The following is a 12,735-nucleotide window of genomic DNA, read 5'->3' as shown; positions in this document are numbered from 1 at the left end:
ATCCTTCACGACAATCTATCCGCAATCGCCTCGGCAACCTTTCTTGCCTGCACGCGGATATCCGGCACGGCGGTAATTTCCCAGAATTGGCCAGCGGTCAGCGCGCCAACGGCATAGATGATTGCTTCCTTGCCGCTCGAGCCAGGGATGCGTGAGCGAGCATCGACCACCAATCCGAGACCAAGCGGATCCGCCTCGATCAGGCCTTTGCGCTGCATCTCCTGCAGCAATGGGGAATGCGCGATGCCTGCTCGTTCCATGCCAGTGCAATTCACGATCCAGTCCGCCTCGATGGATGCTGTAAAGCTCTCGCCGCGAGGCCGGTAATGTACGGTTAAAGCCTTGGTTTTCTCGACATTCCGCAGATGGCCGGCTCGGATCGAAACCTGGCCGTTTTGCAGCATCCTTTCAAACCGCCGGAACACATCCGGAGCAACACGATGACGATGAATGTTCCACCACGGCAAGGCATGGCGTAAAAAGCGACGGCGCTCGATCTCCGGCAATCTCGACCAGAGAGCTTGCGTCTTCGGGCGTAAGCCATCCATGACCCTGCGCCAGTCCCCCGCATCTTTGCTCTCGCGACGGAGAACATGCAGGAGTTCACTCATCCGCGTGGGCAAGGCTTCGACGTCGATATCGACCGCCGACTTGGGATGGCTGACATGATCGTGCGGAACGAGGCCGCGCCGTGACAATACGATTATCTTGCCGGTGAAACCGTGGGCAAACAGTGCCAAAACCTGATCGATCATCGTCAGTCCCGAACCCAAGATACAGACCGTATCGGCCTTACCGACCCGTCTCAACCATGACAGCCGCCATGGATTTTCGATGATATGGGAGCGCACGTCCGCGGATAGTCGGGAAACATCAAACGGCAATGGTGCATTGCCAACGCCGAGACAGAGCACGACGCTTCGCCCGGCGATCTCATTGCCGTTGTCCAAAATAAAGCCGAGCGCGGAACCGTATCGCTCAACGCATCCCGTCGCCTTGGCCTTGATGAAGTCGACTCGACAACGCTGTTTCCTGTTGCGCAGCAAAGCGGCCAAACTGTCTCGAATATACAGGCCATAGTCCTGCCTGGAGGCGAAATCTCCCGCGTCCAGCGGCCGCTTGCGTTCCCGCAGCCATTCGACAAAGGCATTCGGACGATCCGGAAACAAGCTCATGCGACCGGCCGGCACGTTCAGCCGATGCAAGTAGAGTTCTGTCCGATAGGCGGTCCCGCGACCAAAGCCAGGATCGTCGCCGACAATGGCGATCGATGCCGTTTCAGGGAGCAGCTCTACGAGATTGCAAACGGTGGAAATGGCGGAAAAACCAGAACCCACGACAACGGCATCATAGATCATCGCTGGCCTTTTCCGCTTTCGAACAGAGGCAAGACAATTACCGATATCTCCCTTTCACTGATCTAGGGCAGATGATTTCCGATCCAACATGTGATGGTGGCATTGCGGGGGAAATATTGGGTGCGCCCTAGGCGCTCCGGCTCGGGACGCGGGTCTGGCTTGGCGGCAGCCGACGAGATTGTTTTCCTCCTGCCGCCCACTTTCGGTCCTGCAGAGAATGTGCGGCTATGACCAAATCCCGCTCAGACGGTGGCCCCGAGTCTCGGCTGGCCGTCGACCGCATAACGACGGATGTCGAGATCGCGAAAGGCTTGTCCAGATTTCCTCTTGATGAAGACCGCTGCCTCTATGCCATCTCCGCCGCGGCGCCAGATTCAAATTACGCTCCACGCCATATGGCGGAGTCTTCGGAATCGGCAAACCGTTGCGCCATTTTGCGCGCCCTGCTTCAGGCAGCGTTTTAACTTCTTGCCCCTTACCGCTCTATACCAGGGACCCGGAGCATTCCCTCTGCCAGAAACTCGACCAGCAGCCGGACACGCGCGATGCCGGTTCGTTCGGGCGCGATAAGCATATTCAACGGCACGGCCGGTGGAGCGTAGTCAGGCAGCACCGTTTCGAGCCGGCCGTCCGCGAGAAGGTCGTCCACCAGCCAGATATGAGCGGGGCCCAGGCCGCGACCCGCGATAAAGGCTTCGCGCGCGGCGAGCCCGTGATCAACGCGCAGATGCCCGCTGAAAGGCACGAGGTGGCGCGTGCCTCCCGCCCGCTCAAGCGCGAGAGATTCGCTTCCGGCAACGTTCGACATGCGAACGCCCTCATGGTCCTTGAGCTCCTCGGGTGTCGCCGGCCGGCCACGGCTTGCCAGATAGGCGGGAGAGGCGACGAGAACGCGCCGGCTTTGACCGATCGCCCGCAGCTTCATCGAACTGTCGGCGAGCGGACCGAGGCGCAGTGCGATGTCCACGCCTTCGCGGATGAGATCAACGCGTTCATCCGTCAGGCTGAGGTCGACTGCGATGTCCGGGTAGCGATCCTGAAAGGCGAAGACCAGACGGCTGACATGCCGGACGCCGAGCGCTGCCGTACAAGAAATGCGAACCGAGCCGGCGGAGACGCTCCGCGCGCTTCGCGCTTCATCGGTCGCCTGTTCCAGCAGGCGCAGGATTTGGATGGCATTGGCATAATAAAGTCCCCCTTCCTCGGTGAGCGTGACACGACGGGTCGTGCGGCTCAACAGTGCCACGCCAAGGGCTTCTTCAAGCTCACGCACATGCCGCGTGACACTGGACTGGCCAATGTTCAACTCACGCGCCACAGCCGACAAATTGCCGCGTTCGGCGACGCGGACAAAGGTGCGAATGCGTTCGAGCGTGATGTCCGATCTATCCATTATTCGGCATTATCCTATCCATCCCTGCTATATAACGCATTAGCGGAACATGGCCTAGCTTAGGGAGAGTTTTCTTCAACAAGCAGGTGTCACCATGAATGTGCTCATCGTCTTCGCTCACCCCGAACCTAAATCCTTATCGGCATCGTTACGTGATGTTGCGGTCCAGGAGCTGGAAGCAGCCGGCCACACGGTAGAGGTTTCCGACCTACATGCCATGCGCTGGAAATCGGAGATCGACCGCGCGGATTTCCCGTCTTTGGCTCCCGACGAGCGGCTTATGCCGGTCGCCGCTTCCAAACATGCCTTCAGCGGCGATACGCTGACGGACGATGTCAAAGGGGAGATCGAAAAGCTTCTCTGGGCTGATGCATTGATCCTGCAGTTTCCGCTCTGGTGGTTCGCCATGCCGGCCATCCTGAAAGGTTGGGTCGACCGCGTGTTTGCTTATGGGTTCGCCTATGGCGTTGGCGAACACAGCGACAAGCGCTGGGGTGATCGCTATGGAGAGGGAACCTTGGTCGGCAAGCGAGCCATGTTGATCGTAACCGCAGGGGGGTGGGAAGAACACTACGCTCCTCGGGGAATCAACGGTCCCATCGACGATCTTCTGTTTCCGATCAATCACGGCATTCTCTACTATCCTGGCTACGATGTGCTGCCGCCCTTCGTGACCTATAGTACCGATCGCTTCGACGACGCCCGCTTCGAAGCCGCTGCGAAACATCTGCGCGATCGGATGCGAACGCTCGAAACAACAAGCCCCATTCCTTACAGGAGCCAAAATGGCGGGGATTACCATATTCCGACCATGCAACTCCGGTCGGAACTGGGCGGTCAGAGGGCATCAGGCTTCGCACTTCATCGAAAAGATGTGGCTGCGTCCAGGTAATGCGCTCGGTGCTATCAACTCCTATTCGTGGAGTTGTTCAGCATCGCGTGGGTGCCGAGTGCTCGAAGCAGCAGATGATGGCAACGAAGGCGACCGGATAGTCACACCGTCGCGGGTCAGGTGTTGACGACGGACGGCTTTCAATCGTCGCAGCCGACGCATACCGACTTGCGGAAAGATAATGGGCGGTCGGCGAAGAGGAATGGTTGTGATCCTTTGTCAGGAACGCGCTGATACTCAACGCATGACCTCGGGCCGCCTTCGGGGTCTCGCTAGCGGCTGGCCTTGACAGCAAGGGATGAAGCGCCCCTCCGGCGGGAGGTCACTGTCCATGCGGCATCGAGCGAACGCCGATCCAACGCCTGATTATTCGCCCTGTCACCGGAGGTTGGTCCGATGACAGGGCAGACCGCCGACGGGTGGCAGTGGTGTCGGCGACCGGGGGCAGTCATGCACTATCCGAATAGAGCTGCGTTGAACACGGACCTTAGTCTGATGGCGAGTAAGCTTCTTTTCCGGCACAACGTGTGAGGCGGAATTTGGTGGGCGTGTGCCCCTTCGAATTAGTTGCAATTGCAGCTTTTCATCCATCAACTGTGATGCTGTTGAAGGGCGTGGTTGCGGCCGCGGAGTCGAACCGCCTGTTTCGGCTTATTTGCACCGACGAGCGCACCGGCGCTCTTAGCCGCATCTCGCTTGGCTTGCTGGCTACAATCAGAAGTCTACGACCGATGCGACAATTTTCCAGTTGTCAAATAGTACTAAATCATGTGCGCCTTCCGCGCTAACAATTCCTTCTTACGCGCCCAATCTCAACCTGAGCGTTCGGTTTATATGCATCGATTGCGGGAGGGGGCCTCCTCTCGACGCTGCACATCCAGGCATCTGATACCGCTTGACATTCTAAACCGTCTGAACGAAAGCAAGCTCTCTTGATGGACCACCCATACAACCGAAAGAATTGCGGTTCTGGAAGGCAATCCAATGCCGCCGATGAGAGCAGCCACACTGAGGCGAGGATGTGGCGGCTTGGTCCATGTGGCATCTTCACGCAAAGCCAAAAGCCCGCTTGTGAGAGCGCTGCGTCGAGTAGTAGGGTAAATCGTCATCGTTTCGGATATGTTGGCCCGCGTGGAATCGTCATACCCGATCCCGCAATACCCGGAGGCAAGGAGGCATGATGGTTCCCAGTCCGGTTTGGAAAGATGTCGGCCTGAAATCCAGAAAGGAGCAAAGACTTTCGATGCCTTCAATCCGCAACCGCCAACAGTGGCTTCCATGCTTGTAAGACAAGGCACCCATCGCAACGAGAAAATTGACCGCCATCTGGCTGCGTCCCTTGCGGCAATTGCGGGCGCATTGAATGCGTCCGCCTTCTACGCTGTCGGCTTCTTCTCAGCCAACATGACGGGAAATGTATCGACCCTGTCCGATCATCTTGCCGTGGGACAGTGGCTGTCGAGCCTGCTTTACGGCGGGATTGTCATCGCCTTCATCCTCGGGGCCGCGACTTCGACGCTGATTGTCAACGCGGGACAGCGGCGCAACGTACATGCGATCTATGCCTATAGTATTTTGACCGAGGCCATCTTGCTTGCCGCGCTCGGCTGCGCGGATCTATGGCTTCTCGCTGCTTGGCGCACGCCGGTTCTCGTTCTCGGGCTTGCATTCCTGATGGGGCTCCAGAACGCGGTCGTCACCCGCATCTCGGACGCCAGGGTTCGCACCACGCATGTTTCCGGCATGGCCACGGATCTGGGCATAGAGCTAGCCATTGCCCTGGACGCCTTGCGAGGACGTGAGCAGGCTCCGGAGGCGCGGCGCAATCTGAGCAAACTACAATTGCATCTTTACACGATCGTCTCGTTTCTTCTCGGCGGCGTCCTGGGAGTGTTCGCCTACCGAGCCATCGGTGGCCACCTTCTCCTATTGGCTGCGGTTTTGTTGACGCTAATCGCAGTGGATGCGATTTTACGCGCACGAAAAATAGCGGCCGCCGGGGTCGAACCACGAACCTCATGACTCTTTTTAGGGATGCTTGCATTCCGAAAGTCACTTGAAACAAGGGCGGTTGCGGCCCTAATAAAATCAAGAATTTGTACGGACCGGTTGGAAAATAGTCAGGGGCATTGTCATTTGTCCGCGATATACCAGCGGCAAGGTACGCAAGGAAATCGGTCATGCGGTATCTTCGATCCGGGCCACGGTGGCGCCAGCCGGAGGAGACGGACGTTACGCGGGGCAAGACACTCGGTCTGCGGTCGGGAGAAATCGCCGACAGAAATATTCGCGTCATCCTGGAGGCGATCCGGCGCCACGGCCCTTTGACCCGCATGGAGCTCGGAAAACATTCCGGACTGACCGGGCCGGGAATCACCAACATTCTGCGCCGGCTTGGCGACGAAGGGCTGGTGACATCGCATCGGCGAAATGGCGCCGGCGGTGGGGCGACCTCCACCGAATTTGCCCTGCGGCCAGAAGGAGCCTTCTCGATCGGCGTTCGTGCCCGTCAAAATCGAGGCGAAGCGGTTCTCGTCGATCTGAGCGGCCAAGTTCACGACCGCGTTTATTTTCCCCTCGCCCGGGCAAGGAGGGTCGCATCGATCCTTTCGGCGATCGAGGACATGATCGGCCATCATACCGACTTGCCGATCATCGGCCTAGGTATCGCCTCGAATGACTGGAGCCCGGAAGAAAGCGAGCAGTTGGATGCCGCATCGAAACTTCCGCGCAGCCATGTCGAGAACGAATGCGCGGCAAGCCTGCTCGCCGAGCGCACGATCGGCACACCGGCGCCGAAAGGCGGGCTCGCGATGATCATCATCGATGAGGATGTCCAGGCCGGGTTTCTCGTTCGTGGCGTTCCCTATTCGGGCGTTCATGGGCGCGCGGGCAATATCGGCGACATGCGCACCGGCCCCGACAATATCCGCCTGAATACGGTCGTCGGCTTCGATGCGCTACGCGGATTGTTGAGCGAAGACGAATTCCGGCACCTTCTGGCGGGCAAGGAGCCATATTCCCCGCTGATAACGCAGTGGATACGCGAGGCGGCAAGCCATCTGCTCGACCCGATCATCGCGATTGCCGGCTTCATCGCGCCGAGCGTGATCATGATCGGCGGCGACCTGCCGCGCGACGTTATCGAGGCACTGATCCATCAGCTTTCCGTCGAGCGCCGCGACACGTCGAAACGGCCATTCCTGACGCCCTGGATTTCGCCGATGAAGCCGGCAAGTTTCAGCGGCGGCGGCGTGGCGCTGGGGGCGGCACTCCTGCCCTTCCTCAACACTCTTTTGCCGCCGGTCTCCGGCTGAATCTCGCTTCTGGATTCAGGCAAGCGCCTCGTCTTTATGGCTGATGTCCGAGGCGAGTGCCTTGTCCAGGACCTTCTGTATATTTGCCGCCCGGCGGAAGGAGGGTTCCTGGGTCTTGCCCATCCTGACGGCCTGAACGAAGCGCTGGTAGTTCGTCTCAACGTCATCAAAGTGGATATCACGCCAGGTCGCCGTGTGAACGTCTTCACCGAGACAGGCGCGGAGCGTCGATTTTCCTGTGTCGTAGATCATCTCGATCGAACCGGTCTCACCGTAGACCCTCAGGCGCAGCTGGTCCATCTGCCCCGCGGCGGTGCGCGTCGCCTGGATCGTGCCGATCGCTCCGCTCGTGAAGTCGACATTCATTGTGAAGCTGTCATTCGCATCGAGATCATATTCGCCGATCTTGTCGCCCGGCGCCTTGCTGAAGGTCTTCAGCCGCGCGAAAACATGAGCGACGTCAAGTCCGGAACCATAGGAGGCGAAGTCGACGATATGGATGCCGATGTCGCCGAGCGCGCCGTTCGAACCATGCTTCCTGCTGAGGCGCCACAGCCACTTGCTCTCCGATTTCCAATCTCCCCAATGCCGGCCAACGAGCCAGCTCTGCAGATGAGAGGCTTCGACATGCCTCACCTCACCGATCTCGCCGGCGAGCACCATCTGCCGGCCCTTTTGCAAGGCAGGCGAATTGCGATAGGTGAAATTCACCATGCCCACCTTGCCGGCTTTCTCGATAGCCTCGGTCATTTCCATCGCCTTGGTCGCGTCTGTCGCAAGAGGCTTTTCGCAGAAGACATGCTTGCCGGCAGCAATCGCCTGCAGCGTCGTTGGGTGGTGAACAGCGTCAGGCGTTACGTTGGCGACGGCATCGAACTCCCCCCAGGCGAGCGCTTCCTCAAGCGAGCCGAAACGATTGGGGATGGCGTGTTCCGAGCAAAAGGCTGCCAGCCGCTCAGGAACGACGTCAACGCCGCCCACGACGCTGACGCCTTCGATCTCCTTGAAACTTGCCGCATGCTTGTTGGCCATTCCGCCAGTGCCGAGAATGAGTAGACGCATCTGATCCTCCATAGATGTCAGGTTTGGCTATTTTCATAACCGAGGCAAAAACCGCATCCCCCACCGCGGATACCCGCGATGGCTCGACTGTTTCGAGGTGGGGAATGCGGCCTGAAGCCGCTAGCTGCTGTCGAATGTCACCAGCATCTCTATCCTCCCGAGCTGCGACTTGACATCAAAGCAAAGTAACTTAATCTAATTAATGCAGCATGGAAATGAGGAGCGGTCAACTGGCCACCATGTTGTATCCGTTCAAAATGGGGAGGAGACCCATCATGAAGAGAGCGTTCGTCAGCGCGCTAGCGCTGAGCACGATGTTGTTTTCAGTGCCTGCCGCATTTGCCCAAGAACTGGCGACAAAGGACAGGATCGGCCTTGCCGACGCGCCGAAAACACTCACTGTCCGGCTCACGAACGATAGTCCGAACAATGCCGATCCGGCGATCGCCGAGGGCTATCGGAAACTCTTCATCGACTTCATCAAGAAGCATCCCGACTGGAAGCTACAGATGCAGTTCATGTCGGCCGATATCGGCACGGAGCAGGCAAAAATGCTCGAACAGGCAAAAGCCGGCAATGCTCCGGATTGCGCCGCCGTCGATTCCTTCGTCCTCTCGCAATTCATGGTCAACCATGTGCTTGCCGACTTCACCCCCTATTTCTCGAAGGACGAAGTCGCGGATCTCTTCCCCTTCATCCGCAACGGCATCACCGACAAGGATCAGACGATCCGTGCCTGGTGGTGGGATACCGACCTTCGCGTCCTCTACCGCAACAAGTCCATTGTCCCCGATGCACCACAGACCTGGGACGACCTGAAGAAGGCCGGTATCGCCTCCGTCAAGGAAGGCATGGAGGGCATCCTCTTCAACGCCGCCCGCTATGAGGGTTCGACCTTCGACTGGCTCGCCAATTACTGGGCGCTCGGCGGCAAGCTCGTCGACGATACCGGCAAGCCGGTTTTCGGTGAGGGCGAAAACAAGGAGAAGTTCCTCAAGGCGCTGACCTATTACAAGGATCTCGTCGATTCCGGTGCCGCGCCCAAACGGGTGACGACGATCGGCAACTATGATGATCTGAACGCGGCGGCGGCTGCCGGAACGACCGCGCTTTTCATCGGCGGCAATTGGCAGCTCGCCCAGTTGAAGGCAACGCTGGATCCGGACGAATTCGCCAACTGGACCTTCTCTCCGATCCCCGGCCCGACGGCAGATAAGCGCTCGACCGGCACGGGCGGCTGGACGATCGCCTCCTTCAGCAAGGATAAAGACAAGGTCGAGATGTGCGCCAACCTCGCGCGCGACGTCTATATGGGGCCGGGCAACGCGCTTCAGCAGCAATTGCCGACGCGCAAATCGCTCTTCGACAAATATGAGGTTTTCGCGACCGAAGCCAACAAGACCTTTGCCGACGCGCTCGCCAACGGCCAGGCCCGTCCGGGTGCGCCGATCTATCCGGAGATCTCCAACCAGATTCAGATCATGATGGGCGACGTCCTATCGGGAACCAAGCAGCCGGAAGAAGCCCTTAACGCGGCATTCAAGGCGACGATGGAGGCTTACAAGCGTCTCTAACGATTGTGATCGCGGCAGCGCCCGCGCGGGCGTTGCCGACAGTGTCAAACCCGGACAGAGAAGCCCAATGACCCCAATCGCCATCGAGGCTGCCACCCGGCCGCACAGCAGATCGTTCATGCGCCGCTTCGCCGGAGCGCCGCTGCCTTGGATCATGCCCGTAATCATCGTCATCGGCATCTTCTATCTCTATCCGGTCATCGACGTGTTCCGTCTGTCCTTCACCAATGCGACGCTGATCGGCGAAAATCAGGATTATACGCTCGCTTCTATTGCGAATATGCTGAGTTCGCCGCAGCTTCCCGATATCCTCTGGGCAACCCTCGTCTTCGTCGGCGGCAGCGTCATCGGCCAGCAGATCCTTGGCCTTGCCGTCGCGGTCGTTGTCGTTCGCGGCGAGAAGCGCGGCCTGTTCGGCACGACGATCCTGAGAACCACGGCGCTCATCGCCTGGGTCGTGCCCGGCATCGCCGGCGGCATCATCTGGCAGATGCTATTTTCGGAAGCACCCTACGGCGCGCTGAACAGCATCTTACGGCTCATGCACCTGCCGACGGTCGCCTGGCTTTCCGATCCCGCCATCGCGCCCTGGTCAGCCCTGATCTCGAACATCTGGCGCGGAACGGCCTTCTCGATGGTCGTCATGTATGCCGCGTTGAAGGCAATCGATCCCTCGCTCTACGAAGCGGCGGAAGTGGATGGCGCGACGGGCCCGCAGCAGTTCTTCTTCATCACCATCCCGCAGCTGCGCGCGGCCATCCTCGTCAACATGATCCTTATTACCATCATGACGCTGAACACTTTCGACGCGATCATCACGCTGACGGGCGGCGGCCCTGGCCGCGCCACCGAAGTCATATCGCTCTATGTCTTCAATATCGTCTTCCGCAATTATGACCTGTCCGGGGGCAGCGTGCTTTCCGTGCTGATGCTCATCATCAGCCTCGGGCTAGCCGTCATCTATGCATCGTTCCTGCCGAAGGAGGATGAACGATGAGCAGGCGCACCGGCACGCGCTTCGGCGATTTTCTGAGCTATCTCTTCATGCTGGCGATGTTCGTCTTCTTCGCCGGCCCCCTCACCTACCTGCTGTCGATGGCGCTGCGCGACAAACGCGAAATCTATCGCGGCGTGGCGCGTTATATCCCGCACAACCCAACGATCGACAATTTCATCACCGTGCTTAATAACAGCTACTTCCCGCTCTATCTCTGGAACGGCTTGAAGCTCGCGGCTCTGAGCGGCTTCGGCGTTCTGATCGTCGCCATGCCCGCGGCCTACGCCTTCTCGCGCTTCCAGTTCCGGGGCAAGGGCCTGTCGATGATGGGGCTTCTGCTCTTTCAGATGATCTCGCCGCTGGTCATCATGGTGCCGCTCTATCGCTATATGAACCGCCTTGGCCTGCTCGATACGCATTTCGCCGTGACGATGGTCTATATCGCGCTCGGCGTGCCGCTCGCGACATGGCTTCTGAAGAGCACGGTGGACGGCATTCCGCGCAGCCTCGACGAAGCCGCGATGATCGACGGATGCAACCGTTTCTCCGTGTTCTGGCGGATCGTGCTGCCGCTGTCGGCACCGGGCATCGCCTCCGTCTTCATAATCACAGTCATTGCCGGCTGGTCGCAATTTCTGGTGCCTTTTCTGCTGCTCACGCAAAACAATTTGATGCCGATCGGCGTCGGGATCTTTAATTTCCGTGGCATGCAAACCGACTCGTCCATCCAGCTGCTGGCGGCCGCCTGCCTCATCTCCGTCGTACCGGCGATCGTGGCATTCCTGTCGCTGCAACGGCTGATCCTTGGCTCCATGACCAGCGGCTCGGTGAAGGGGTGAGGCCGGTTTGCGCGTGCCAGACTGATAAGGAATCCCGAGGATGAACCAACCGACCGGTGTCAAACTGTCTCCCGACCTGACGGGAGCCAATGTCGAGGATGCGGGCGAGCACAATCGAGGCGTCGTTCTGCGTTGCATCCATCGGCAAGCGCCGATTTCGCGCGCCGAAATCGCCCGGCAGACCGGCTTCACCAAGCCGGCGATCGCCCGCATCGTCGATCGCCTGCTCGACGAAGGCCTGATCATAGAAGCCCGGCGGCGCCATGGTCTGAGGGGACAGCCGGCGATCGAGCTTGAGATCAACCCCGACGCCTTCTTCGCGATCGGCATCAACATCGATCGCGACCATTTGACGATCCTTGCCGTCGATGCCGTCGGCAACGTGCGCGCCCGCGTCCACCACGAAAAGCGCTACATCCTGCCGGGCGAATTCATGCAGCTGACCGCCGATGCGATCTCGCATTTCCAGCGCAGCCGCCTGATCGACGATGCCCATCTGGCGGGTATCGGACTCGCGATGCCGGACTGGCTCGGCGAGATCGACTTCCTGGGCAAGCCCGATAATTATGGGGAGTGGATGGAATTCGACGTGCGCGCCGCATTGGAGAACCTGACGCAGCATCCCGTCTTCATCGAGAATGAAACGAATGCGGGAGCGCTTGCGGAGCTGGACTACGGGCTTGGAGCGGAAAGCCGTAGCTTCTTCTATATCGCGATCAATGCGTGCCCCGGCGGCGGGCTCGTGCTCGACGGCGCCGGCCATCGCGGCGCCATGGGCCTGAGCGGCGAGATCGGCTGGCTGCCAATCGCCGATCCGCGCCACAGGGGAGGCCAGAAAGTCGAGCTTCTCGGCGAAATATTCTCGCTCTTCTTCCTCTACAAATTCTTGGGCGAACACGGCATCAAGGCAAGCGTGCCCTCGGACCTCCTCACGCTGGATGCCCGTGGCAGAAAATTGGCCTCCCAATGGCTGAAGGGGATGAGCGCGCATCTGGCCGTCGCGGTCAAGCACATCGGCATGATCGTCGATCCCGATGCCATCATCCTGGGCGGCCGCTTGCCCATCCGCATGATCGATGAACTGCTGCGCTATGTCCACGAGCACCTCGATATGGAGGATACGGCGCTGCCATCGATCCACCGTGCCTCGCTCGGAGAGGACGCCTGCGCGATCGGCGCCGCGGCAATGCCGATGGCGGCAGCCCTCATGCTCGCCTCGGCCGACGAGGTCCAGCGCACGCGTTCACCACTCAAATTCATGGACCGCCTGAACAATTGAATTGGCCCCCGCGGCCGCAGGGAG

10 protein-coding genes are annotated in these 12,735 nt (G+C 59.5%); 7 read left to right on the top strand and 3 right to left on the bottom strand.

Going from position 1 to position 12,735, the window contains the following annotated elements; genetic code table 11:
- Positions 1-5 precede the first annotated feature (5 nt).
- Positions 6-1,358 (bottom strand): FAD/NAD(P)-binding protein, encoded by a 1,353-nt coding sequence (locus tag JJQ51_RS02010; RefSeq protein WP_113331250.1) that lies wholly within the window; start codon positions 1,356-1,358, stop codon positions 6-8.
- A gap of 475 nt (positions 1,359-1,833) precedes the next feature.
- Positions 1,834-2,751 (bottom strand): LysR family transcriptional regulator, encoded by a 918-nt coding sequence (locus JJQ51_RS02005; protein ID WP_113388559.1) that lies wholly within the window; start codon positions 2,749-2,751, stop codon positions 1,834-1,836.
- Positions 2,752-2,845: 94 nt separating this feature from the next.
- Between JJQ51_RS02005 and JJQ51_RS02000 the strand changes: the two genes are divergently transcribed.
- The 3 genes from JJQ51_RS02000 to JJQ51_RS01990 all read left to right on the top strand — a co-directional run bounded on the left by JJQ51_RS02000 (position 2,846) and on the right by JJQ51_RS01990 (position 6,960).
- On the top strand, positions 2,846-3,643 hold the full coding sequence (locus JJQ51_RS02000) for an NAD(P)H-dependent oxidoreductase (RefSeq protein WP_113388558.1): 798 nt from the start codon (positions 2,846-2,848) through the stop codon (positions 3,641-3,643).
- Between the two features lie 1,278 nt (positions 3,644-4,921).
- The gene (locus tag JJQ51_RS01995) at positions 4,922-5,665 is read left to right on the top strand and encodes a YoaK family protein (protein WP_113388676.1); all 744 of its coding nucleotides are present in this window, start codon (positions 4,922-4,924) and stop codon (positions 5,663-5,665) included.
- Between the two features lie 158 nt (positions 5,666-5,823).
- Entirely contained in the window at positions 5,824-6,960 is a 1,137-nt protein-coding gene (locus JJQ51_RS01990; protein WP_113388557.1) for an ROK family transcriptional regulator, read from the top strand.
- Positions 6,961-6,975: 15 nt separating this feature from the next.
- Here JJQ51_RS01990 and JJQ51_RS01985 read toward each other — a convergent pair whose 3' ends face one another.
- A complete protein-coding gene (locus JJQ51_RS01985; protein ID WP_113421158.1) occupies positions 6,976-8,022 on the bottom strand; it encodes a Gfo/Idh/MocA family protein in 1,047 nt (348 codons plus the stop codon).
- Positions 8,023-8,297: 275 nt separating this feature from the next.
- Here JJQ51_RS01985 and JJQ51_RS01980 point away from each other — a divergent pair, with 275 nt between their 5' ends.
- The 4 genes from JJQ51_RS01980 (at position 8,298) to JJQ51_RS01965 (ending at position 12,711) form a co-directional block, all read left to right on the top strand.
- A complete protein-coding gene (locus tag JJQ51_RS01980) occupies positions 8,298-9,596 on the top strand; it encodes an extracellular solute-binding protein (protein WP_113388556.1) in 1,299 nt (432 codons plus the stop codon).
- Between the two features lie 67 nt (positions 9,597-9,663).
- The gene (locus JJQ51_RS01975) at positions 9,664-10,593 is read left to right on the top strand and encodes a carbohydrate ABC transporter permease (protein ID WP_113388555.1); all 930 of its coding nucleotides are present in this window, start codon (positions 9,664-9,666) and stop codon (positions 10,591-10,593) included.
- Positions 10,590-11,432 (top strand): carbohydrate ABC transporter permease, encoded by an 843-nt coding sequence (locus tag JJQ51_RS01970; RefSeq protein ID WP_092716672.1) that lies wholly within the window; start codon positions 10,590-10,592, stop codon positions 11,430-11,432. Before JJQ51_RS01975 ends, JJQ51_RS01970 begins: the two co-directional genes overlap by 4 nt.
- A gap of 40 nt (positions 11,433-11,472) precedes the next feature.
- Complete coding sequence (locus tag JJQ51_RS01965; RefSeq protein WP_113352975.1) at positions 11,473-12,711, top strand: ROK family transcriptional regulator; 1,239 nt, start codon at positions 11,473-11,475, stop codon at positions 12,709-12,711.
- Positions 12,712-12,735 lie beyond the last annotated feature (24 nt).

It is taken from the genome of Rhizobium sp. AG207R (assembly GCF_027109195.1).
Lineage (GTDB): Bacteria > Pseudomonadota > Alphaproteobacteria > Rhizobiales > Rhizobiaceae > Rhizobium > Rhizobium dioscoreae.
The sequence above is the reverse complement of the archived record's forward strand: the minus strand, read 5'-3'. Positions and strand labels throughout refer to the sequence as shown.

Bases quoted from the DNA above. Each gene is read 5' to 3' on its own strand.
- JJQ51_RS01970 (WP_092716672.1), top strand. From the start codon at position 10,590: ATGAGCAGGCGCACCGGCACGCGCTTCGGCGATTTTCTGAGCTATCTC.
- JJQ51_RS02000 (WP_113388558.1), top strand. From the start codon at position 2,846: ATGAATGTGCTCATCGTCTTCGCTCACCCCGAACCTAAATCCTTATCG.
- JJQ51_RS01980 (WP_113388556.1), top strand. From the start codon at position 8,298: ATGAAGAGAGCGTTCGTCAGCGCGCTAGCGCTGAGCACGATGTTGTTT.
- JJQ51_RS02010 (WP_113331250.1), bottom strand. From the start codon at position 1,358: ATGATCTATGATGCCGTTGTCGTGGGTTCTGGTTTTTCCGCCATTTCC.
- JJQ51_RS01990 (WP_113388557.1), top strand. From the start codon at position 5,824: ATGCGGTATCTTCGATCCGGGCCACGGTGGCGCCAGCCGGAGGAGACG.
- JJQ51_RS02005 (WP_113388559.1), bottom strand. From the start codon at position 2,751: ATGGATAGATCGGACATCACGCTCGAACGCATTCGCACCTTTGTCCGC.
- JJQ51_RS01995 (WP_113388676.1), top strand. From the start codon at position 4,922: ATGCTTGTAAGACAAGGCACCCATCGCAACGAGAAAATTGACCGCCAT.
- JJQ51_RS01985 (WP_113421158.1), bottom strand. From the start codon at position 8,022: ATGCGTCTACTCATTCTCGGCACTGGCGGAATGGCCAACAAGCATGCG.
- JJQ51_RS01975 (WP_113388555.1), top strand. From the start codon at position 9,664: ATGACCCCAATCGCCATCGAGGCTGCCACCCGGCCGCACAGCAGATCG.
- JJQ51_RS01965 (WP_113352975.1), top strand. From the start codon at position 11,473: ATGAACCAACCGACCGGTGTCAAACTGTCTCCCGACCTGACGGGAGCC.